Here is a 21,907-nt window from a genome sequence, read left to right on the forward strand (position 1 = left end):
TTTTGTCAATCGCCACAAAAGTAACCAAAAAGGCTTGCCCCGACATACGGGCCCGATGAAGCCGGGCTACCCTCGCGAACTCCCCCGCCACGGAGGCCCGCCCCGACAGCACGTCCCTGTGCTGATCGGGGCTCTAGCGACATCCATGTCGCATGACCTCCTGAGCGCCGGTTTCGCTCGGCCTTCTGAAGGGGCGTTCCGGTGCGCTCGGATGTTTCTCTGGAAATCCCAAACGCCAGAGCAAAAGCGCTTTTGCTTTTCGTAGGATCGAGGGGGACGCCTAGTTCTTGCTCGCGAACCTGGCTTCCCGCGTTCGCGATAGTTCGTAGGGCGGATAACGCCGTAGGCGTTATCCGCCCTACGCGCAATGCAAGGCGCCCGTCACAGCGCTCCGGCGCGTTTCCAGCCCAGGTAGCGGCTGACCAGTTCCGGGCCCAGCTGGCTGGGGCGGGCGTCCAGCACCGGCACGCCGTTGGCCAGCAGCTTTTCGTGCAGGCCGGCGCGGGCGTTCAGGTAGTCCAGGGCGCCGCAGTAGGTCAGGGCCTCGTCGTAGCCCTGCACCGGCGCCTGCCGCAACTGGTCGAGCACTTCCTCGCGCAGGCTGGCGACCAGCACGCGGTGCTGGCGGCCGAGGCGGCGCACCGCGCCCAGCAGTTCCTCGTCGTCCTCGTCGCGCAGGTTGGTCACCAGCACCACCAGGGCGCGGCGGCGCTGGCGCGTGAGCAGGGCCTGCACGGCGGCGGCGTAGTCCGCCGGGCGCTGGCTGCTGTCCAGGTCGTACACGGCGTTGAGCAGGGCGCCCAGCTGGGCGTTGCCCTTGGCCGGCGGCAGGTGCCGCGGGCGTTCGCCGGCGAAGGTCTGCAGGCCCACCGCGTCGCCCTGGCGCAGGGCCACGTAGGCCAGCAGCAGGCTGGCGTTGAGGGCGTGGTCGAAGTGCGAGAGGTCGCCGTCCTTGCTGCGCATGTGGCGGCCGCAGTCGAGCAGGAAGAGGATCTGCTGGTCGCGTTCGTCCTGGTATTCGCGGGCGATGGGCGTGCGCTTGCGGGCGGTGGCCTTCCAGTCGATCTGGCGCAGGGTGTCGCCGTCGCGGAATTCGCGCAACTGGTGGAATTCCAGGCCCAGGCCGCGGCGCTGCCCGGGGCGCACGCCGATGCGGCTGAGCCAGTGGTCCACGGCCATCAGCTCGGCGCCGTAGATGCGCGCGAAGTCGGGGTAGACGCGGGTTTCGTCGCGCACCTCGAGGAAGCGCCGGCCGCGCCACAGGTGCAGTGGGCTGGGCAGTTCCAGCTCGCAGCGGGGGAAGACGAAGTGGCCGCGCTGCAGCGGCCGCACGCGGTAGCCGACCTGGGTGGTCTCGCCCGGGTGCAGTTCCACGGCCAGGGGCAGGTGCTCGAAGTCCATGCCCGCGGGCAGGTGGTCGAACAGCGTCACCCGCAGGCGCTGGCGGAAGCCGTGCTGCAGTTGCAGGCGCACCTCGCTCCAGCGCCCCAGCGGCAGGTTGCCGGCCAGCTGGCGTTGCAGGCGCGGGCTGGGCAGGCGGCGCAGCCACAGGGCATCGCCCAGGGCCAGGCCGAGCAGGGCCAGCAGCAGGCCCCACCACAGCTCCTGCAGCCAGGCCGGCGCCGGGCTGCCCAGGGCCGTGGCGCTGCCCAGGCCGATGGCGGCCAGGGCCAGCGCGGCGAGCAGCGCGAGCAGGACGCGCGAGGGCTTCATAGGCGCGGCGCCGGTACCTGGTCGAGCAGTTGTTGCAGCACCTGGTCCACCGACAGGCCCTCGATGTCCAGCTCCGGCGACAGCCGCACGCGGTGGCGCAGCACCGCCAGGGCGCAGGCCTTGACGTCGTCGGGGAGGACGAAGTCGCCGCCGCGCAGCAGCGCGCGGGCGCGGGCGCAGCGCACCAGGGCGATGGAGGCGCGGGGGCCCGCGCCCAGGGCCAGGCCCGGCCAGCTGCGGGTGGTGCGGGCGATGCGCACGGCGTAGTCGAGCACCTGGTCGTCGATGGCCAGGTCGGCGGCGATCTTCTGCAGCGCCAGCACGTCCTTGTCCTTGAGCAGCGGGCGCAGCGGCGCCACCTCGAGCATGTCGCTGCGCGCCGAGCGCGTCACCTGGCGCACCAGGGTCTGTTCCTCGGCTTCCTGCGGGTAGTCCATGCGCAGCTTGAGCATGAAGCGGTCCAGCTCGGCCTCGGGCAGCGGGTAGGTGCCTTCCTGCTCGATGGGGTTCTGCGTGGCCAGCACCATGAACGGCTGCGGCACCGGCAGGGCGCGGCCCTCCAGGGTGACCTGGCGTTCCTGCATGACTTCCAGCAGCGCCGCCTGGGTCTTGGCCGGGGCGCGGTTGATCTCGTCGGCCAGCAGCAGGTTGGTGAAGGCCGGGCCCTTGCGCAGCTTGAACTGCTCGCTGGCCAGGTCGTACACGGCGTGGCCGGTGACGTCGCTGGGCATCAGGTCGGGGGTGAACTGGATGCGCGCGAAGGCGCCGTCGAAGCAACGGGCCAGGGCGCGCACCAGGAGGGTCTTGCCCAGCCCCGGCACGCCCTCGACCAGGATGTGGCCGCCGGCGAGCAGGGCAGTGAGCACGTCGTCGATCACCCCGGCCTGGCCGATCAGGGCCTTCTGCAGTTCGTGGCGCAGGGCCTGGGCCAGCTGGCTGGCGCGCTGGCGCTGGGCCGCCGGGTTGGCGGTCGGGGTGGCGCTGGGTTCGGGCGTCTGTTCGCTCATAGGGCATTCCTGAGGCTTTGCAGGTGGGCGACCTGGCGGGTGAATTCGGCGGCGCTCATGCGGGGCGCCGGGTAGGGCCGCATGGCCTGGCTGATGGCGCTGACCGGCAGGCGCGTCATGCGCCCGAGCAGTTGCCACTGTTCGGCGATCGGCAGGCGTTCGAAGCCCGGCTGGCGTTGCCGGGCGCGGCGCAGCACGTCGCGCTGCAGGCCTTGCACCAGGGCCACGTGGCCGCGCTGGCGGAGCAGGAAGTCGGCGCCGGCGCGCAGGTGCTCCACCAGTTGCCGGCGGGCGCGGCTGGGCACCGGTTGCAGCGGGCCCTGGCGCAGGCCGGCGCGCCACAGCAGCAGCGCCAGCAGCAGGGCGAGGGCCAGCAGCGCCTGGGGGTAGTTGCGCAGCAGCAGGTTCAGCAGGCTGTCGCCGTCGGCGCGGTAGACCAGGGTGACGGCGCTGTCCTGGGTCAGGTACCAGAGCAGCCAGGCGTTGTCGTAGGCGTCGAGGTTGGCGGTCTGCCAGATCCAGTTGTCGGTCAGCACCGTGACCAGGCCGTCGCCCAGCTGCAGTTGCAGCAGGTGGGTGGCGTCGTGGCTGTTGGCCCAGGCGTAGGCCAGGTTCTTCGAGTCGTAGAGGTGGTATTCGGTGTCGAAGCCGATGTAGGCCGGGGCCTGCTCGTTCTCCAGGTAGAGCTTGGTCAGGTCCGGGTAGGCGTCGGCGTCCTCTTCTTCCTCGGCCTTGGCCGGGTCCCCCGCGGGGGCAGCGGGCTGCTCGGCGCCCTTGGGCGGCGGCACCTTGCCCGGCGGCGCGGCCTCGCCGTCGGCTTCGGGCTTGTCGGCGCTGGCGCCCTTGTCCAGGTCCTCGGTCAGGTACTGCTGGATGCCCAGCGGGTCGAGCAGCAGGTCGCCGCTCTTGCCGTCCTTCTCGTCCCACAGGCGCTCGGCGGTGACGATCAGGTGGCCGCCGCGGCGCGTCCAGTCGAGCAGGGCGCGGTTCTGCGCGGGGGTGACGTTCTCGCGGCTGCCCAGCAGGACCAGGGTGCGGCCCCGGCTGGGCAGGCCGTCGAGTACTTCCAGGCCCTTGGCGCTGTCGACCTGCAGGCCGCGGCCGCGGAGGAAGCGTTCGGCGGCCAGGTAGGGGTTGGCGCGGGCCTCGGGGGAGGCGCCGTGCTCGATCTTCTCCGGGTAGGGCCGCAGGTGCTGGTACAGGTACCAGGCCACGGCGGCGCCGACCAGCAGCACCAGCACGCCGAGCAGCCAGCGGGTGGAGCGGCTCATGCCGGCGCTCCCGGGCCGAACAGCCGGCGCCAGCCGTCGCACAGCGCCTGGCGCAGCTCGCCGGGCGGCGGGCGGTGGCCGTAGGCGAGGGCCTGCCAGTGCAGGGTCAGTTCCCGCGCGTAGCGGTCCAGCTCGGGCTGCTGCAGGCCTTGCACCTGGCCCAGCACCTCGCCTTCGGTGCTGGAGTCGCGCAGCGGCACCCGGTAGTCGTGCAGCAGGCGGCTGAGCAGGGCGCGGTAGAGCAGGCCCAGGGCCAGGCGGGGCTGTTCGTCCCAGAGCCGCTCGGCGGCGCTGGCGATGTCCTCGGGCAGGCTTTCGGGGGCCAGTTCCAGGCCGAACAGCACCGCCGGCGTCTCGCGCCGGGCCTTCTGCGGCAGGCCCAGGCGGGTGGCGAACAGGCGCAGCCATTCGCGGTAGCGCCACAGCAGCAGGACCACGGCGGCGACCAGCGCGGCCCACAGCAGCGTCTGCAGCGACTGCAGGACCAGGCCCAGCGGCCGCCAGTGGGCCAGGGCGTCGAAGAAGGCCTTGAGGTCGTCCTCGTTGCCCTTGCCGGCCTTCTCCTTGGGCGGCTCGCCCAGGCGCCAGCGGGTGACCGTCTCGCTGTTGCGGAAGGGCGGGGCGTCGAGCAGGGCGTCGACGGCCTGGCGCGACTGCTCGCTGGTCAGCTTCTGGTGCAGCAGGCGCGCGGCCTCGGGGCCGTTCGGGTCCTGGTTGGGGAGCGGGCAGCTGGTGGCGCTTTCCGCGGCCCAGGGCGCGCTGCCGGGCAGCAGCGCCAGGGCGCCGGCGCACACCAGCAGCAGGGCGTAGGCGCTGCCGACCAGGCGCTGGCGCAGGCGGCGGAACACCAGTTCGATGTCCCAGGCCTCCAGCTCGGTGCGGCGGTTGAGGTAGAGGGTGAAGCCGCAGGCCACGTAGACCGGTTCCCAGACCACCAGGACCAGGGCGTAGAGCAGGTTGGACAGGTGCTCCAGCCATTGCCAGTCGCCCTGCAGGGCATCCAGCAGGGCCTGCCATTTCCAGTCCGACAGCCACTGCTGCGGCAGCATCAGGTAGAGCAGCGCCATCAGCCCCAGGTACAGGGCCAGCTCGAAGTGCATGCCGACCACCGTCAGCCAGGTGGCGCCGCCGGCGTTGCGCTGGCCCAGCACCACCAGGCGCTGGCTGCGCGCCTGCCCGGCGAGGCCTTCGAGCTGCAGCACCGGCAGGTCGAAGCTGCGCGTCGGGCTGAAGCGCCGCCACAGCAGGCTGGGCAGCAGCTGGCGCCGGAGCAGGCCGGGGAAGGCGCGCAGGGCCTGGCGCAGCGTCGGGGTATCGGCGAACAGGGCGCGGGAGAGGATGTACAGCGGCAGGCGCTCGAAGGCCGGCTTCAGCCACCAGAAGACCAGGATGGCCAGGCTGGAGTAGTCCCACAGCAGCAGGCTGAGCAGGGCGAACACCGGCAGCGTGACCAGCGCCCAGCTGGCCATCAGCAGCCCGGCGTGGCGCCGCGCCAGCAGCACGCCGAGGTCCAGCGCTTCCCAGGCGCTGCGCGGGCGGATCGCCACGCTGGCGTCAGTCAGGCGCATGGCGCTGGCGTCCGGCGAACAGGAAGTAGCTGCCCACCAGCAGCCAGAGCACGGCGCCGACGCCGTACTTGACCGTGGCCGGGAAGCGCGTGAGCGAGGACCAGTAGCCCTCGACGAAGGCGGCGGCGAGCAGCAGCAGTATCACCCCGGCGACCAGCTGGATGGCCTTGGCCGCTGCCTGCCGCAGCGCCTCGCCGCGGCTCAGGCGCCCGGGGGCGAGCAGCGCCCAGCCGAGCTTGAGCCCGGCGGCGCCGGCGAAGGTGATGGCGGTCAGCTCGAAGGCGCCGTGGCCGATGACGAAGGACCAGAAGGTCTGCACGTAGCCGATCTGCGTCAGGTGGCCGGCCACCGCGCCTATCATCAGGCCGTTGAAGAACAGGAAGAACAGGCTGCCCAGGCCGAACAGCAGGCCGCTGGCGAAGGTCTGGAAGGCGATGCCGATGTTGTTCATCACGTAGAAGGCGAACATCTGCCAGTTGTCCCCGGCGCCGCGCTCGCCCAGCGGGCCCAGGCGCGCGGCGTCGGGGGCGTACATGCTTTCCATTTCCGCCACCCGCTCGGCGCTGAGCACGCTGTAGACCAGGTCGGGGAAGCAGTACACCAGCAGGCCCATGAACAGCAGGCTGCCGTAGAACAGCAGGCTGGCGACGGCGATGGCGCGCCACTGCTCGCGCACCAGGCGCGGGAAGCCGGCCAGCAGGAAGCCGATCAGCCGCGCGCCCAGGTGGCTGCGGTGGCGGTAGAACTGCTGGTGGCCGCGCATGGCCAGTTGCTGCAGGTGGTCGATCAGGTGGCTGCTGTAGCCGCGGTCCTGGGCCAGGGCCAGTTGCTGGCAGAGGCTGCGGTAGTCGCTGGCGAAGTTGCCGTCGCGGGTGGATTCCTCGCGCTTGCCGCCCTCCAGCTGTTCCAGGCGCTTGGCGAAGCGCTTCCAGTCGTTGCGGTGGCGTTGCTCGAACAGGCTCTGCTTCATGGCGCCAGGCCTCCGCCGAGCAGGCCGCTGGCGATGCCGGCCAGGCGCGCCTCGGCCTGTTCCGCGGGCACGCCCAGGGGCTCGGCGAGAATCCCCGCCAGTTCCTCGCGGCGCGCCGCCGACAGGCCCGCGGCGCGCTCGCTGAAGCCGGTGACGGCGCGCTGCTCGGCCAGGCTCAGCGGGCACGGCGGCAGCAGCGGCGGCACCTGCGGGACCTGCGGCCGGCTTGGCGGCGGGTCGCGGTAGATCACCAGGGTGCCGGCGGCCAGGTCGCCCAGGCGCTTGAACGCCGGGTTGGACAGGCAGGCCAGCAGGCCCAGGGTGTAGCCGAAGGGCAGGATGTCGGCGAAGCGCAGCAGGTTGCGCAGCAGCGAGGCGGACCAGCCGACCGGCGTGCCGTCGTCGTGGACCACGCGTAGGCCCATGACCTGCTTGCCGGGCGAACGCCCCTGGTTGAGCACTTCGAACAAGACCATGTACCACCAGGTGACGAGGAAGGTGAGCAGCAGGCCGAGGCCGGTGCCGAGCTGGCCGAGGAAGGCCAGCAGGATGTACATCACCAGCATCAGCAGCACGCGGATGCCCAGGTCGATCAGGTAGGCCAGGGCGCGGGCCACCGGCCCGGCCGGGCGCAGCAAAAGGTCGATGCCTTCCGGGGTTTCCACCTGGTAGCGGGTGTCCAGCGGCGGGCTGGCGGGGCGTGGTGGCGCGGCGGCGATCAAGGGCGTTGGCAGTCGCTGAAGGGAAATCCAGATGCTAGGGGCTGTTGGCGTTCCTGCGCAACCCGCTGCGTGTCGAAACGCCAAGCGCTCCGAAAAGCGCCGCGCCGGCGAGGTCGCCGGGGCGGCGCGGGGCTCAGTTGGCCGGCGGCAGCACGCCGAAGATGGTGCGGTAGAGCACGCCGATGGCGATGAAGGCCAGCGGCAGCGTCCACACCAGGCCGATCAGCAGCGGGATGGCGCTGAGCATCATGATCAGGCCGAGCGCCAGGAACAGGCCGAAGACCTTGAACCAGTGCTGGCCGACGGCCTTGCGCGAGGCCTCCATGGCCTGCCAGGGCGACAGCCCGCGCTCCACCACCAGCGGGATGGCCAGGGCATAGGAGACGCCCAGGTAGATGCCCGGCAGCACCAGCAGGATCAGGCCCAGGTAGGTCAGCACGGTGATCGCCAGGCCGGTGACGAGCAGCGGGACGAACAGGCCGAAGTAGGCGAACAGCTCGTTGATGGTCGCCGGCTGGTCGGCGGCGCGGCGGATGCCGATCATGTTCAGCCCGGCCAGCAGCGGGTAGCAGAGCGCGCCGGCGAGGACGCTGACGATGATTTGCAGCGCGCCGGGTTCGGAGTCGTGGATCAGGCCCAGCAGGCCGAGGACGAAGGCGATGACGAAGCTCAGCAGGTTGACCGCCACGGCGTAGATGATGGCCGCGACCACCAGCGTGCCCTTCATGCCCTTGACCTTGCGCCAGGCTTCGCCCAGCACGTCGCCGATGCGGAAGTCATAGCCGCGGGCGAGGGCTTCCTCGATGCCGGGCGCGCCCGCGCCCGTGGGGTTCTGTTGCAGCTGGCTGGCCGGCGTGGCGTAGGGGTTCTGTTCGAGTTCCTGGTTCATATGAGCCAATCCTTGGTGATGGTGAAAGAAACCGCGCCTACACCATAACCGATAGCGAGCTTCCGGGCAGCCCATGGCGGGGTGATAGACTGCCCGGCCAGGCCAAGGGAGAGCGCCATGACCGCCAGCATCTTCTGGTACGACTACGAGACCACCGGCATCGATCCACGCCGCGACCGCCCGTTGCAGGTCGCCGGCATCCGCACCGACGAGGCGCTCAACGAGATCGAGGCGCCGCTGAACTTCTACTGCCGCCCCAGCGACGACATTCTGCCGCACCCGGCGGCCTGCCTGATCACCGGTATCACCCCGCAGCGCCTGGAAGAGCAGGGCCTGGGCGAGGCCGAGTTCATGACCCGCCTGCACGCCGAGCTGTCGCGCCCGGGCACCTGCGTGGCCGGCTACAACACCCTGCGCTTCGACGACGAGGTCACCCGCTACAGCCTCTACCGCAACTTCTTCGACCCCTACGCCCGCGAATGGCAGGGCGGCAACAGCCGCTGGGACCTGATCGACCTGGTGCGCACCGCCTACGCGCTGCGCCCGGAAGGCATCCAGTGGCCGCTGAACGAGGAAGGGATGGTCACCCTCAAGCTGGAGCGCCTCACCGAGGCCAACGGCCTGGAGCACGGCCAGGCCCACGACGCCCTGTCCGACGTGCGCGCGACCATCGCCATGGCCCGGCTGGTCCGCCAGCGCCAGCCCAAGCTCTACGACTTCCTCTACCGCCTGCGCGGCAAGCACGCGGTGCTCGACCAGGTGCAGCTGCTCAAGCCGCTGGTGCATGTGTCCGGGCGTTTCTCGGCGGCGCGCAGCTTCCTGTCGCTGGTGCTGCCCCTGGCCTGGCACCCGCGCAACCGCAATGCCCTGATCGTCTGCGACCTGGGGCTGGACCCGGCGCCGTTGCTGGAGCTGGATGCGGAGGCCCTGCGCCAGCGCCTGTACACCCGCCGCGAGGAACTGGGCGAGGGCGAGCTGCCGGTGCCGCTGAAGCTGGTGCACGTCAACCGCTGCCCGGTGCTGGCGCCGCTGGCGGTGCTGCGCGAGCAGGACCAGGCGCGCCTGGGCATCGACCTGGCGGCCTGGCGCGAACGCGAACGGCTGCTGGTCGAAGGTAAACCGCTGTGGCAGGACAAGCTGGCCGCGATATATGCGCAGGAGAACTTCGCCGGCAGCGAGGATCCGGAACAGCAGCTATATGACGGTTTTATCGGCGACCGTGACCGTCGGCTCTGCGAACAGGTGCGCCAGGCGGACCCGGTGCGCCTCGGGCGAGAACAATGGCCATTCGACGATCCACGCTTGGTGGAACTTCTGTTCCGTTATCGCGCGCGGAATTTTCCGGAAACTTTGTCTGCCGCGGAGCAGGAACAATGGCGAGAGTTCTGCCGTTGCCGTCTGATGCTCGACGAGTACGGCGCGCCCAATACCCTCGCGAACTTCGAAGTGGCTTTGGCTGAACAGCTCGAAAATACTGGGCTGCAGGGCAGGGCATTGCTGCAGGAGTGGCAGGCATATGCCGCTGTCTTGCGTCAGCGTTATTGCCTTTAGTGTTCCGCGAGTTGTTCGCGGGCAATAAAAAACGCCAGCCGAAGCTGGCGTTTTCGCCTGGCGCGGGGTTCAGCCCAGCAGGGTGGCCCAGCTCTCGACGGTGTCGGCGCCCCACTTGGCCTTCCATTCCTTGAGCGTCTTGTGGTTGCCGCCCTTGGTTTCGATGACTTCGCCGTTGTGCGGGTTCTTGTATTGCTTGACCTTGCGCGCGCGCTTGCTGCCGGTGGCCTTGGCGGCACGCGGGGCCTTGCTCAGTTTGGCGTCCGGATCGAGCAGCGCGAGGATGTCACGCAGGGACTTGCCATAGCCACCCATGAGCGTGCGGAGTTTCTCTTCGAACTCCAGTTCCTTCTTCAGCTTGTCGTCCTTCTCCAGGGACTTGAGGCGCTCTTGAAGTTCCTTGATGGCTTCTTCGGTGGCGCGGTACTCATTGATCAGTGACATGTCGGGGTACCTTGTCTTGAGGTCAAGCGTGGCTGGAATATTAGTATTTCCAATAATAGTCAGGCGATTTGTTTGAGTAAACCATCAAGTAAAGTTTTCTCACTACTTAACGTAATATTTAAGTTGCCCGGATAGACGCATTGTCCCCGCAGTTAAATCCGGACGCGTCCGAATGTCCCCCGCCAGCGGTCGCGGTTTTCCCGGGCAGCCGCTAGAATGGCGGCCTTCGCGAAGTATCTGGAGCTACACCCATGCGCACTTTCCGACTGGTGATCGCCTGTCCCGACGGGGTCGGCATCGTCGCCAAGGTGAGTAATTTCCTGGCCACTTACAACGGCTGGATCACCGAGGCCAGTCATCACTCCGACAACGACAACGGCTGGTTCTTCATGCGGCACGAGATTCGCGCCGACTCCCTGCCGTTCGACCTCGACGGGTTCCGCCAGGCCTTCGCCCCCATCGCCCGCGAGTTCAACATGGTCTGGCGCATCACCGACTCGGCGGTGAAGAAGCGCGTGGTGCTGATGGCCAGCCGCGAGTCGCACTGCCTGGCCGACCTGCTGCACCGCTGGCACAGCGGCGAGCTGGACTGCGAGATCCCCTGCGTGATCGCCAACCACGACGACCTGCGCAGCATGGTCGAGTGGCACGGCATCCCGTACTTCCACGTGCCGGTGGATGCGAAGAACAAGCAGCCGGCCTTCGACGAGGTGTCGCGGCTGATCGACGAGCACCAGGCCGACAACGTGGTGCTGGCGCGCTACATGCAGATCCTGCCGCCGGACCTGTGCCAGAAGTACCGCCACCAGGTGATCAACATCCACCACAGCTTCCTGCCCTCGTTCATCGGCGCCAAGCCCTACCACCAGGCCTCGCTGCGCGGCGTGAAGCTGATCGGCGCGACCTGCCACTACGTCACCGAGGAACTGGACGCCGGCCCGATCATCGAGCAGGACGTGGTGCGCGTCAGCCACCGTGACAACGTCGAGGAGATGGTGCGCCTGGGCAAGGACGTGGAAAAGATGGTGCTGGCGCGCGGTTTGCGCTATCACCTGGAAGACCGCGTGCTGGTGCACGACAACAAGACCGTGGTGTTCGACTGAGCCACGCCGGCCGGGCGAACCTGCGATAGGAGAGCCCGGCCATGGCCGACGAAAAAGCCCCCGGTACCGCCACCCCGCCGCCCACCCTGGGCGAGGGCTGTACCAGCCGTTACGACCTCGACGCCCTGAGCGAGGAGGACGGCACCGAGTTCCCCGGTGCCGCCGAGCTCTGGCGCGAGCTGCAGGACGACCGGCCGTGCCCCGAGGCGCCGCCGAAGAAACCCTGATCGACTAGCCGTATGCGGAGGTGAGCCATGCGCGCCATGGTGCTCGAACAGGTGGGCCAGCCGCTGCGATTGCGCGAGCTGCCCATGCCGCAACCCGGCCCCGGCGAGCTGCGCGTGCGCGTGGCGGCCTGCGGGGTCTGCCGCACCGACCTGCACGTGGTCGACGGCGAGCTGCCGGCGGTGCCCCTGCCGGTGATCCCCGGGCACGAGATCGTCGGCTACGTCGATGCCCTGGGCGAAGGCGTCGAGGGTTTCGCCCCGGGCCAGCGGGTCGGCGTGCCCTGGCTGGGGCATACCTGCGGCCACTGCCCGCCCTGCACCCATGACAGGGAAAACCTCTGCGACGCGCCGCAATTCACCGGCTACACCCGGCCGGGCGGCTATGCCGAATACGTGGTGGCCGACGCGCGCTTCACCTTCGCCCTGGGCGAGGCGGGCGACGACGCCGAGCTGGCGCCACTGCTGTGCGCCGGGCTGATCGGCTGGCGCTCGCTGGTCAAGGCCGGCGACGGCCGGCGCCTGGGCCTCTATGGCTTCGGCGCGGCGGCGCACATCGTGCTGCAGGTGGCGCGCTGGCAGGGGCGCGAGGTCTACGCCTTCAGCCGGCCCGGCGACCACGCCGCCGAGGCCTTCGCCCGTTCCCTGGGCGCCGCCTGGGCCGGCCCGTCCGACCAGGCGCCGCCGCAGATGCTGGACGCGGCGATCATCTACGCCCCGGCCGGCGAACTGGTGCCCGCCGCGCTGCGCGCCGTGCGCAAGGGCGGCCGGGTGGTCTGCGCCGGCATCCACATGAGCGACATCCCCAGCTTCCCCTATTCGATCCTGTGGGGCGAGCGCGAGCTGGTCTCGGTGGCCAACCTGACCCGCCGCGACGGCCTGGAGTTCTTCCCCGTGGCCGTCCGCGCCGGGGTGCGCACCGAGGTGCAGCGCTACCCGCTGGAGCAGGCCAACCAGGCCCTGGACGACCTGCGCCACGGGCGCTTCCAGGGCGCGGCGGTGCTGGTGCCGTAAGAGTAGCGGCATGGTGTGGATGCCTGGCCATCGCGGACGGCACCACCGCTGCCCCACCTGTAGGAGCGCGCCCTGCGCGCGAAATCGCGGGCAGGGCCCTACGACCATGCTCGACCGTAGGGCGAATAACCGCTCGCGGTTATCCGCCGCCGGCCGGAACGCCGGTGCCCGACGGCGGCGGATAACGCCGTAGGCGTTATGCGCCCTACGGGTTGCAAGGGGGCGGCATAGGAGGGGTTGGGCTTGCAATACCCAACTGCCCCACCCGCGCCATTCCCCTGTAGGAGCGCGCCCTGCGCGCGAAATCGCGGGCAGGGCCCTACGACCATGCTCGACCGTAGGGCGAATAACCGTTCGCGGTTATCCGCCGCCGGCCGGAACGCCGGTGCCCGACGGCGGCGGCGGATAACGCCTTAGGCGTTATGCGCCCTACGGGTTGCAAGGGGGCGGCATAGGAGGGGTTGAGCTTGCGATACCCAGCTGCCCCACCCGCGCCATTCCCCTGTAGGAGCGCGCCCTGCGCGCGAAATCGCGGGCAGGGCCCGCTCCTACGGTTGTCGTGAGGCATTGAGTTTCCTCGCAGGAGGACTCCGTCCGCGATACCGCCGGCAGGGCCGGCGCCTAAGCGTCGCGGTTGCGCAGGCCGACCAGGCGGCGCAGCAGCGGGCGGCCGGCCATGATGGCGAACACCGGCGCGCCCGCCACCAGGTAGAAGTAGTAGGTCACCACCCGCCAGACCAGGATGGCCGCGGCCGCGGTCGGCTTGCCCACCAGCGGGCTGAGCAGCGCCAGCGAGGTCAGCTCGGTGCCGCCGGCGCCGCCCGGCAGCAGGGTGGCCAGGCCGGCGGCCAGGGACAGCAGCTGGATCAGGAAGGTCCAGGCCCAGTGCAGTTCCACGCCCATGGCCTGGAGGATCAGGTAGAGCACCGAGAAGCGCAGCAGCCAGTGGCAGCTGGTGAGCAGGAACACCAGGGCCAGGCGCCGGCGTGGCTGCTTGAGGCTGGTGACGATGCTGTCGCGGAAGTGCAGCAGCTTGCGCGCCAGGTGCAGGCGCCGTCGCGGCCCGACGTGCAGGCGCGCCAGCAGGCGGCCGTTGGCGCGGATCACCCGGCGCTGGAAGCGCGCCAGCAGCACCACGCCGGCGAGGATGCCGCCCAGCAGCACGGCGCTGACCAGCAGCGAGGATTCCAGGTTCGGGCTCAGGCTGTGGGACAGCGTGTAGCACAGCACCACCAGCAGGGCGCTGAGGAAGAACAGCAGGTCGCTGAGCTGGTCGACGGCGAAGATCGCGCTGCTCTGTGCCGGGCGCAGGCCTCGGCGGGCCAGCAGGGCCATCAGCGTCAGCGGCGCGCCGCTGCCGCCGGGGGTGGCGTAGAAGGCGAACTCCGAGGCCATGATGATGCCGATCGACTGCCGCTGGCTCAGCGGCCCGGCGCGGCCGGCCAGCAGCACGCGCAGCTTCTGGGCATTGATCAGCCAGCACAGCAGGATCATGCCGAGCAACAGCAGCAGGCTGTCCAGCGGGAAGCGCGCCAGTTGCTCGAGCATCGGCCGGCCGCCCAGCACCAGCGGCACCAGCGAGGCGCCGAGCAGGGCGATCAGCAGCCACCAGGCACGGCTCATGGCCGGGCCTGCGGGCGGGTGGGGCGCGCTCCGTTCAGGGCGGGGCGCAGGGCGTTACGGCAGACGGAAATGACATTTACCTCCGGGACTGTGCGCTTCCCTCTTCTGTGGACTACCAGCTCTGGCAGGCGTTCGCAGTCGCCGAGGGGAGTCTACGGCAGCCTCGGCAGCGGCGCCCCGGTCCTTTCGTCGGTCCGGGGCGCCCGGGGCTCACGGGTGTTCGCTCTCTTTGGCGCCTTCCTCCAGCGCCTTGTTCTGCCAGCCTTCCTCGCCGGGCAGGATCAGGTTCAGGAGGATGGCGACGATGGCGCACAGGGCGATGCCCTTCAGGCCGAAGTCGTCCGGGCCCGTGCCCGAGCCGATCAGCACGCCGCCGATGCCGAACACCAGGGTCACCGAGACGATGCACAGGTTGCGCGCCTGGGACAGGTCGACCTTGTGGCGGATCAGGGTGTTCATGCCCACCGAGGCGATGGTGCCGAACAGCAGGCAGAGGATGCCGCCCATCACCGGCACCGGGATGCTCTGCAGGATGGCGCCGAACTTGCCGACGAAGGCCAGGCCGATGGCGAACGCCGCCGCCCAGGTCATGATCTTCGGGTTGTAGTTCTTGGTCAGCATCACCGCGCCGGTGACCTCGGCGTAGGTGGTGTTCGGCGGGCCGCCGAACAGGCCGGCGGCGGAGGTGGCGATGCCGTCGCCCAGCAGGGTGCGGTGCAGGCCCGGGGTCTTCAGGTAGTTCTTGCCGGTCACCCCGCCCACGGCGATCACCCCGCCGATGTGCTCGATGGCCGGGGCCAGGGCCACCGGGACGATGAACAGGATGGCCTGCCAGTTGAATTCCGGCGCGGTGAACTTCGGCAGTTCCAGCCAGGGCGCGGCAACGATCTTGGCCACGTCGACCACGCCGAACACGAAGGACAGCGCGTAGCCCACCAGCACGCCGCTGATGATCGGCACCAGGCGCAGCATGCCCTTGCCGAACACGGCGACGATCAGGGTGGTGACCAGCGCCGGCATGGAAATCAGCATGGCGGTGCGGTAGGGGATCAGCTCGGTGCCGTCGCCGGCCTTGCCCATGGCCATGTTGGCGGCGATCGGCGCCATGGCCAGGCCGATGGAGATGATCACCGGGCCGATCACCACCGGCGGCAGCAGGCGGTCGATGAAGCCGGTGCCCTTGATCTTCACCGCCAGGCCCAGGAAGGTGTAGACGAAACCGGCGGCGACCACCCCGCCCATGGTCGCGGCCAGGCCGAACTGGCCCTTGGCGAGGATGATCGGAGTGATGAAGGCGAAGCTGGAGGCCAGGAACACCGGCACCTGGCGCCCGGTCACCAACTGGAACATGAGGGTGCCGAAGCCGGCGGTGAACAGCGCCACGTTCGGGTCCAGGCCGGTGATCAGCGGCATCAGCACCAGGGCGCCGAAGGCCACGAAGAGCATCTGCGCGCCGGAAATGACCTGGCGCCACAGCGGGTCATTGAATTCGTCGGCCATGGATCAGGTGTCCTTCTGCTTGGTGCCGAAGATCTTGTCGCCGGCATCGCCCAGGCCGGGGATGATGTAGCCGTTCTCGTTCAGCCCCTGGTCGATCGAGGCGGTATAGATGATGACGTCCGGGTGCGCGTCGGCCACCGCCTTGATGCCCTCGGGCGCGGCCACCAGCACCATGGCGCGGATTTCCTTGCAGCCGGCCTTCTTCAGCAGGTCGATGGTGGCGACCATGGAGCCGCCGGTGGCCAGCATCGGGTCGATGATCAGCGCGCGGCGCTCGGCGATGTCCGGCGCCAGCTTCTCCAGGTAGGTGTGCGCCTGCAGGGTCTGTTCGTTGCGCGCCACGCCCACGGCGCTGACCTTGGCCCCGGGGATCAGGCTGAGCACGCCGTCGAGCATGCCGATGCCGGCGCGCAGGATGGGCACCACGGTGATCTTCTTGCCGGCGATCTTCTCCACCTGCACCGAGCCGGCCCAGCCGGGGATCTCGTAGTTCTCCAGCGGCAGGTCGGCGGTCGCTTCGTAGGTCAGCAGGGCGCCCACTTCCTGGGCCAGCTCGCGGAAATTCTTGGTGCTGATATCGTGGCGGCGCATCAGTCCGATCTTGTGGCGGATCAGGGGATGGCGAATCTCGTGCACGGGCATGGACGGGTCTCCGGGAGGGGGCTGGCAAAAAATTGCGGTAGCGTAAAGCATCTTAGGGGCAGTTGGCAGTCGGTGCGCGACAAATAGCCGCCGGCTACCGGCTGCGGGAACCCGCCTGGCCTGGCGCGGGATTGTCGGCGACTTTCGTCCGCCGGTACTTGCTCCAGGGCAGAGGGATGGGTACCTTTGCGCACTTTTTCCGGGAGAGCCCGCCAATGTCCGTCGATCTCGCGCACATCCGCCAAGTCATGGCCGAAGCCGATTGCCTGTACAACGACGCCGAAGTGGACGCCGCCATCGGCCGCGTCGCCCTGGCGATCAACGCGGACCTGGCCGAGCGCAACCCGGTGGTGTTCTGCGTGATGAACGGCGGGCTGATCTTCTCCGGCAAGCTGCTGCCGAAGCTGGACTTCCCCCTGGAGCTGTCCTACCTGCACGCCACCCGCTACCGCAACGAGACCACCGGCGGCGAGCTGTTCTGGAAGGCCAAGCCGGAAATCTCCTTCATCGACCGCGACGTGCTGATCGTCGACGACATCCTCGACGAAGGGCACACCCTCTCGGCGATCATCGACTTCTGCCGCCACGCCGGCGCCCGCGAGGTGCACACCGCGGTGCTGATCGACAAGGACCACGACCGCAAGGCGCGCCCGGACCTGAAGGCCAACTACGTCGGCCTGTCCTGCGTGGACCGCTACATCTTCGGCTACGGCATGGACTACAAGGGCTACTGGCGCAACGCCCCGGGCATCTTCGCCGTCAAGGGCCTCTGAGCCGTGGCCGGGCCGCGCTTCCTCGACCAGGCCCTGTTCGCCGAATTGGCCGGGCAGGCGGCCGCCAACCCGCGCCGCCGCCAGCACCACAACCTGCACGCGATGGACGAGCCCTGCCACCGGCTGCTCAATGCGCTGCAGCCGGACACCTACGTGCAGCCGCACTGCCACCGCAGCCCCGACAAGGCCGAGAGCATCATCGTGCTCAGGGGGCGCCTGGGCCTGCTGGTCTTCTCCGAGGCCGGCGAGTTGCTCGCCACCCGCGAGCTGTCGCCCGAGGGCGACTGCCCCGGCGTGGACCTGCCGCCGGGCACCTTCCACGCCCTGGTGGCGCTGGCGCCGGACAGCCTGATCTTCGAGTGCAAGGCCGGCCCCTACCAGGCCCTGGCCGACGACGAGCGCGGCGCCTGGGCCCCGCGCGAGGGCGAGCCCGGCGCGGCCGGGTACCTGGCCTGGATGCGGGCGCAGTTTTTGGCCTGACACCCGCGTCATGCGGGGGCTTTTCGTAGGAGCGAGCTTGCTCGCGAACGAACCCCCGCTGCGGAATCCGTTCGCGAGCAAGCTCGCTCCTACACATCGACAAACCTCGATGCATGCATGCGTCGATATGCATTTTTGCCGATCCATTCCCCGCCTATCCTGCCGGCCTCGCTGAAACCACCCCGAGGTCACCATGCGCACCCAGCTCTACATCGACGGCCAGTGGCGCGACGCCGCCAGCGGCGCCACCCTGCAGCCGATCAACCCCGCCACCCGCGAGCCGCTGCCAGCCGTGGCCGCCGCCGGCGCCGCCGAGGTCGACCTGGCCGTGGCCGCCGCCCGCCGCGCCTTCGCCAGCTGGCGCGAGACCCGTGGCGCCGAGCGTGCGCGTTACCTGCGCGGTTTCGCCGAGCAACTGGAGGCCCGCCGCGAGGCGCTGGTCGAGTTGCAGATGCGCGCCAGCGGCAAGCCGCGCCTGGAGGCGGAGATCGACGTCGGCGACGCCATCGCCACCTTCGCCTATTACGCCGAATTGGCCGATGGCCTGGACGCCCGGCAGAACGCCGAGGTGGCGCTGCCCGACGCCGGTTTCCGCTCGCAGACGCGCTTCGAGCCGGTGGGCGTGGCCGGGCTGATCGTGCCCTGGAATTTCCCCCTGGTGACCAGCGCCTGGAAGGTCGCCCCGGCCCTGGCCGCCGGCTGCACGGTGGTGCTCAAGCCCTCGGAGATCACCCCGCTGGTCGAGCTGGTGCTGGGCGAGGTCGCCGACGCCATCGGCCTGCCCGCCGGCGTGCTGAACCTGGTGCCGGGCCTGGCCGATGCTGGCGCCGCCATCTCCGGCCATGGCGGCATCGACAAGCTGTCCTTCACCGGCAGCAACGCCGTCGGCCGCAAGGTCATGCAGGCCGCCGCCGCGCGCACCCTGCCGGTGGGCCTGGAGCTGGGCGGCAAGTCGCCGATCCTGGTGTTCGCCGACAGCGACCTGGACGACGCCGTGCAGTGGATCATCGCCGGCGTGTACTGGAACGCCGGGCAGATGTGCTCGGCCACCTCGCGCCTGCTGGTGGCGGAGGGCATCGCCGACGAACTGCTGGCGCGCCTGAAGGTGGCGGTGGAGGCGCTGCGCGTCGGCGACCCGCTGGCCGGCGAGACCGACATGGGGCCGATGACCAGTGAAGCGCAGTTCCGCAAGGTGCGGGACTACTTCGCCATCGCCCGCGACGAAGGCCTGGCCTGCCTGACCGGCGGCGAGGCGGGCGAGGGCTGGTTCATCCGCCCGACCGTCTACGTCGACGTGCCGGAAGACAGCCGCCTGTGGCGCGAGGAAATCTTCGGCCCGGTGCTCTGCGTGCGCCGCTTCCGCGACGAGGCCGACGCCCTGCGCCAGGCCAACGACTGCGATTTCGCCCTGGCCGCCACCGTGGTCAGCGCCGACCTGGCGCGCGCCCAGCGCGTCGCCGAGCGCCTGGAGGCCGGCCACGTCTGGCTGAACTCGCCGCAGGTGGTGTTCCCGCAGACCTCCTGGGGTGGCGGCAAGGCCAGCGGCATCGGCCGCGAGCTGGGGCCCTGGGGCCTGTCGGCGTTCCTCGGCGTCAAGCACATCACCGCGCCGCGCTGACGATCGAGGCATTTCGGTCCCGGGACCAACGGCGGATAACCGCGAACGGTCATGCGCCCTACCTGCCCCGCCCACATCGTTCCCCTGTAGGAGCGCGCCCTGCGCGCGAATCGCGGGCAGGGCCCGCTCCTATTGCGCCGAGGTGCTCTTCGTAGGAGCGAGCTTGCTCGCGAACAAACGCGGTGCCATGCGGTTCGCGAGCAAGCTCGCTCCTACGGGAAGCTGGGATGCCCCGGCGCGATTCGCGGATGAGATCCCTAGGGCAGGGACACGCCATGCACTGCGCAAAGGTCCTCCACCAGCGCCTGCAGGGCCTGGTTGTGCCCCGTGTCGTCGCGCAGCAGCAGGCTGTGCTCGATGCCGTAGCCGAGCCGCCCGGCGAGCAGCGGGCGCATCTCGCCCAGGTCCACCCAGCGCTGCGCATAGTGCGTCGGCAGGTAGCCCAGGTGGGTGCCGGCGCGCACGGCGTGCACCACCGCTTCCATGTTGCCGGCCAGCGCCGTGCTGCGCCGCGGGTCGGCCGGCAGCTGGACGTCGGCCTGGGCGTGGCCGTACTGCACCCAGGCGCAGGCCTCCAGGTCGGCCTGGCTGGGTGCCTGGTGGTCGAAGAGCGGGTGCCCGCGGCCGCAGAACACCGCCACCCGTTCGCTGTACAGCGGGCGGTAGCGCAGGTTCGGCAGATGCCGGCTGGAGCAGGCGATGGCCAGGTGCAGCTCGCCGCCCAGCACCTGGCGTTCCAGCTCGGTGGAGGAGCCGATGGACAGCTGCAGGCGTACCTCCTGGTCGCGCCGGCCGAAGCGTGCCAGGGCCTCGTGGATGCGCGCATCGGGCAGGGTGGCGATGTTGTCCGCCAGGCCGATGCGCAGCTCGCCCACCAGGCGCCCGGCCAGGGATTGCACCTGGTCGCGGAAGTCGCCCAGGGCGGCGAACAGCGCCTGGCCGTGCTGCAGCACCAGGGCGCCCTTGTCGGTCAGGCGGAAGCCGCTCTTGCCGCGTTCGCACAGGCGGTAGCCCAGGCGCGTCTCCAGGCTGGCGATGTGCGTGCTGATGGTCGACTGGCCCATGCCCAGCTCGCCCTGGGCGGCGGAAAAGCCGCCGCAGCGCACCACGGTGGCGAAGATGCGCAGCAGGCGCAGGTCGAGGTCGGAGACGTTGTGCAGCATGGGGTTCCTGCATCCACTTCGTGGCATGTGAATGGGCGAATGCATCGAATTTTATCAATGCATCGAAACCCTCACCAAGTGCCTGTACGAGTGCCGGCGGCCCCGTGCTAGAGTGCCGGACGAGTTTTCCCGCGGGGTTCACGATGACGTTGCGCCACCTGTTCTGCCTGGCCGTCCTGGCCTTCTCCGGGCCGCTGTTCGCCGCCGATGCGCCGGTGGCCCATGCCCAGTTCCTGCCGCCGGACGACAACAACCTGCGCGGCGAGGCGCCGGAGCAGCAGCAACTGCTGCAGGTCACCGAATACAGCGTGGTGCTGGGCAACCAGCGCCAGTCCAACCAGCAGCCGATCCCGATCACCACCCCGGCGCTGCTGCGCCTGAAGGGCAAGCCGCTGAACAAGGGCGGCGCCGTGACCCAGGTGCTGATCAGCTTCGACAGCGAAGGCAAGAGCCTGAAGAAGCCCACCTACGACGCCGCCAGCCGCACCCTGAGCCTGTCGTACCCGGCCGCGTCCTACACCCAGCTGCTCGACCTGCTGCGCCACGGCCCGGTGTACTGCCAGTTCCTCAGCTACCCCAACGGCCACGTCTGGGCCGACCTGCACAGCGGCGCCGTGCGCCTGCGTTGAGCCGGCGCCCGCAGCGGGGTTACACTGCCCGCCTTTGGTGACGGCCGGGCCGTCGACTGGTGCCGTAGAGAGAAGCGAGCGATGCGTAAAGACAAGAAGCAGGTGATTGGCGAAGAGATCGGCGACGAGTCGATCAAGCTGTTCCTCGAGGTCGAGCCGGCCGACGATACCCCGCCGTCGCTGCACAAGCTGATCAAGGCCTACCGCGGCCTGCGCATCGACGATTTCGAGCGCTTCGTGAAGTTCTTCGTCGAGGCCGGCTACGACCTCGGTGCCAGGGATGCCAAGGGCCAGGACTTCGTCGCGCTGATCCGCGACCAGCGCCAGGCCGAGCCCTACATCGAGGTGATCGAAGCCGCCCGCGGCTGATCGGCCTCGCTGTGAAGAAGCCCGCCCTGTGCGGGCTTTTTCGTGCCTGGATGGTTCGCGAGCAAGAGCTGGGCGCCCCCCTCGCTCCTACGAAGAGCATTCCACCCTGTAGGAGCGAGCTTGCTCGCGAACCCCGGCCCCCCGCCTAGACTTGCAGGTAGAACAACGACAAGGTGAGGACGCCGACATGCATGTACAGCCCTATCTGTTCTTCCACGGCCAGTGCGACGAGGCCATCGCCTTCTACCAGCAGGCGCTGGGCGCGCAGCTCAACGCGCTGATGCGCTACGAGGAGGCGCCGGGGCCGCTGCAGGTGCCCGACGGCTGGTGCGAGAAGGTCATGCATGCCAGCCTGCAGGTCGGCCAGAGCGAGGTGCTGATGTCCGACGGCCGCGGCGAGCACGAGGCGCCACCCGGCGGCTTCAGCCTGCACCTGGCGCTGCACAGCGTGGTGGCGGCGGAGAAGGCCTTCGCCGCGCTGGCCGAGGAGGGGCGGGTGGACATGCCGCTGGAGAAGACCTTCTGGGCGCAGCGCTTCGGCATGCTCCACGACCGCTTCGGCGTCGGCTGGATGATCAGCTGCCGCTGACGCCGCGCCCCGGAAACGAAAAGGCCCGCCGAATGGCGGGCCTTC

Annotated in this window: 22 protein-coding genes; 10 read left to right on the forward strand and 12 right to left on the reverse strand. The window is 69.7% G+C overall.

The window, feature by feature from the left end:
• Window positions 1-381 precede the first annotated feature (381 nt).
• The 7 genes from PKO50_RS01930 to PKO50_RS01960 form a co-directional block, all read right to left on the reverse strand.
• On the reverse strand, window positions 382-1,713 hold the full coding sequence (locus tag PKO50_RS01930; protein ID WP_109933222.1) for a DUF58 domain-containing protein: 1,332 nt from the start codon (window positions 1,711-1,713) through the stop codon (window positions 382-384).
• The gene (locus PKO50_RS01935) at window positions 1,710-2,720 is read right to left on the reverse strand and encodes a MoxR family ATPase (RefSeq protein ID WP_109933221.1); all 1,011 of its coding nucleotides are present in this window, start codon (window positions 2,718-2,720) and stop codon (window positions 1,710-1,712) included. The genes PKO50_RS01930 and PKO50_RS01935 overlap by 4 nt, the downstream gene beginning before the upstream one ends.
• Complete coding sequence (locus PKO50_RS01940; RefSeq protein WP_109933220.1) at window positions 2,717-3,991, reverse strand: DUF4350 domain-containing protein; 1,275 nt, start codon at window positions 3,989-3,991, stop codon at window positions 2,717-2,719. The genes PKO50_RS01935 and PKO50_RS01940 overlap by 4 nt, the downstream gene beginning before the upstream one ends.
• The gene (locus PKO50_RS01945) at window positions 3,988-5,559 is read right to left on the reverse strand and encodes a DUF4129 domain-containing protein (protein ID WP_275628657.1); all 1,572 of its coding nucleotides are present in this window, start codon (window positions 5,557-5,559) and stop codon (window positions 3,988-3,990) included. The genes PKO50_RS01940 and PKO50_RS01945 overlap by 4 nt, the downstream gene beginning before the upstream one ends.
• Entirely contained in the window at window positions 5,546-6,529 is a 984-nt protein-coding gene (locus PKO50_RS01950; protein ID WP_275628658.1) for a stage II sporulation protein M, read from the reverse strand. The genes PKO50_RS01945 and PKO50_RS01950 overlap by 14 nt, the downstream gene beginning before the upstream one ends.
• Window positions 6,526-7,251 carry an RDD family protein gene (locus PKO50_RS01955; protein WP_089389734.1) on the reverse strand — a complete coding sequence of 242 codons (726 nt, stop codon included), beginning with the start codon at window positions 7,249-7,251 and terminating at the stop codon, window positions 6,526-6,528. The genes PKO50_RS01950 and PKO50_RS01955 overlap by 4 nt, the downstream gene beginning before the upstream one ends.
• Before the next feature lie 133 nt (window positions 7,252-7,384).
• Window positions 7,385-8,140 (reverse strand): hypothetical protein, encoded by a 756-nt coding sequence (locus tag PKO50_RS01960; protein ID WP_275628659.1) that lies wholly within the window; start codon window positions 8,138-8,140, stop codon window positions 7,385-7,387.
• Between the two features lie 117 nt (window positions 8,141-8,257).
• Here PKO50_RS01960 and sbcB point away from each other — a divergent pair, with 117 nt between their 5' ends.
• A complete protein-coding gene (sbcB, locus tag PKO50_RS01965) occupies window positions 8,258-9,691 on the forward strand; it encodes an exodeoxyribonuclease I (protein ID WP_109933217.1) in 1,434 nt (477 codons plus the stop codon).
• Window positions 9,692-9,760: 69 nt separating this feature from the next.
• Here sbcB and mvaT read toward each other — a convergent pair whose 3' ends face one another.
• Entirely contained in the window at window positions 9,761-10,135 is a 375-nt protein-coding gene (gene mvaT, locus PKO50_RS01970; RefSeq protein ID WP_074982273.1) for a histone-like nucleoid-structuring protein MvaT, read from the reverse strand.
• A gap of 251 nt (window positions 10,136-10,386) precedes the next feature.
• On the opposite strand from mvaT, the gene purU reads away from it, so the two are divergent.
• The 3 genes from purU to PKO50_RS01985 are packed head-to-tail and all read left to right on the forward strand — an operon-like array spanning window position 10,387 to window position 12,476.
• Window positions 10,387-11,238: a formyltetrahydrofolate deformylase gene (gene purU / locus PKO50_RS01975; protein ID WP_009615828.1), complete on the forward strand. Its 852-nt coding sequence runs from the start codon at window positions 10,387-10,389 to the stop codon at window positions 11,236-11,238.
• A 41-nt stretch (window positions 11,239-11,279) separates the two neighbouring features.
• Window positions 11,280-11,465, forward strand: a complete 186-nt coding sequence (locus PKO50_RS01980; protein ID WP_275628660.1) for a hypothetical protein — start codon at window positions 11,280-11,282, stop codon at window positions 11,463-11,465.
• Window positions 11,466-11,492: 27 nt separating this feature from the next.
• Window positions 11,493-12,476: a zinc-dependent alcohol dehydrogenase family protein gene (locus PKO50_RS01985; protein ID WP_275628661.1), complete on the forward strand. Its 984-nt coding sequence runs from the start codon at window positions 11,493-11,495 to the stop codon at window positions 12,474-12,476.
• A 621-nt stretch (window positions 12,477-13,097) separates the two neighbouring features.
• Here the strand turns inward: PKO50_RS01985 and PKO50_RS01990 are convergent.
• The 3 genes from PKO50_RS01990 to upp all read right to left on the reverse strand — a co-directional run bounded on the left by PKO50_RS01990 (window position 13,098) and on the right by upp (window position 16,241).
• Window positions 13,098-14,099, reverse strand: coding sequence for a lysylphosphatidylglycerol synthase transmembrane domain-containing protein (locus tag PKO50_RS01990; RefSeq protein ID WP_109933213.1), 1,002 nt, complete (start codon window positions 14,097-14,099; stop codon window positions 13,098-13,100).
• 210 nt (window positions 14,100-14,309) lie between these two features.
• Window positions 14,310-15,599, reverse strand: coding sequence for a uracil-xanthine permease family protein (locus PKO50_RS01995; RefSeq protein ID WP_109933212.1), 1,290 nt, complete (start codon window positions 15,597-15,599; stop codon window positions 14,310-14,312).
• A 3-nt stretch (window positions 15,600-15,602) separates the two neighbouring features.
• Window positions 15,603-16,241 (reverse strand): uracil phosphoribosyltransferase, encoded by a 639-nt coding sequence (gene upp / locus PKO50_RS02000; protein WP_089389726.1) that lies wholly within the window; start codon window positions 16,239-16,241, stop codon window positions 15,603-15,605.
• Window positions 16,242-16,456: 215 nt separating this feature from the next.
• Between upp and PKO50_RS02005 the strand changes: the two genes are divergently transcribed.
• From PKO50_RS02005 to PKO50_RS02015, 3 genes are all read left to right on the forward strand, one after another.
• On the forward strand, window positions 16,457-17,014 hold the full coding sequence (locus tag PKO50_RS02005; protein WP_275628662.1) for a hypoxanthine-guanine phosphoribosyltransferase: 558 nt from the start codon (window positions 16,457-16,459) through the stop codon (window positions 17,012-17,014).
• A 3-nt stretch (window positions 17,015-17,017) separates the two neighbouring features.
• Window positions 17,018-17,494: a WbuC family cupin fold metalloprotein gene (locus PKO50_RS02010; protein ID WP_275628663.1), complete on the forward strand. Its 477-nt coding sequence runs from the start codon at window positions 17,018-17,020 to the stop codon at window positions 17,492-17,494.
• A 193-nt stretch (window positions 17,495-17,687) separates the two neighbouring features.
• Window positions 17,688-19,112 (forward strand): aldehyde dehydrogenase family protein, encoded by a 1,425-nt coding sequence (locus tag PKO50_RS02015; RefSeq protein ID WP_275628664.1) that lies wholly within the window; start codon window positions 17,688-17,690, stop codon window positions 19,110-19,112.
• Window positions 19,113-19,369: 257 nt separating this feature from the next.
• Here PKO50_RS02015 and PKO50_RS02020 read toward each other — a convergent pair whose 3' ends face one another.
• Window positions 19,370-20,275 carry a LysR family transcriptional regulator gene (locus PKO50_RS02020; protein WP_089389723.1) on the reverse strand — a complete coding sequence of 302 codons (906 nt, stop codon included), beginning with the start codon at window positions 20,273-20,275 and terminating at the stop codon, window positions 19,370-19,372.
• Window positions 20,276-20,418: 143 nt separating this feature from the next.
• Between PKO50_RS02020 and PKO50_RS02025 the strand changes: the two genes are divergently transcribed.
• The 3 genes from PKO50_RS02025 to PKO50_RS02035 all read left to right on the forward strand — a co-directional run bounded on the left by PKO50_RS02025 (window position 20,419) and on the right by PKO50_RS02035 (window position 21,862).
• Window positions 20,419-20,904: a hypothetical protein gene (locus PKO50_RS02025; protein ID WP_089389722.1), complete on the forward strand. Its 486-nt coding sequence runs from the start codon at window positions 20,419-20,421 to the stop codon at window positions 20,902-20,904.
• Window positions 20,905-20,985: 81 nt separating this feature from the next.
• Complete coding sequence (locus PKO50_RS02030; protein ID WP_089389721.1) at window positions 20,986-21,273, forward strand: PA4642 family protein; 288 nt, start codon at window positions 20,986-20,988, stop codon at window positions 21,271-21,273.
• Between the two features lie 187 nt (window positions 21,274-21,460).
• Complete coding sequence (locus tag PKO50_RS02035; protein WP_089389720.1) at window positions 21,461-21,862, forward strand: glyoxalase/bleomycin resistance/extradiol dioxygenase family protein; 402 nt, start codon at window positions 21,461-21,463, stop codon at window positions 21,860-21,862.
• Window positions 21,863-21,907 lie beyond the last annotated feature (45 nt).

Origin of the sequence: Pseudomonas sp. 273, assembly GCF_029201425.1 — a bacterium.
Taxonomy (GTDB): domain Bacteria; phylum Pseudomonadota; class Gammaproteobacteria; order Pseudomonadales; family Pseudomonadaceae; genus Pseudomonas; species Pseudomonas delhiensis.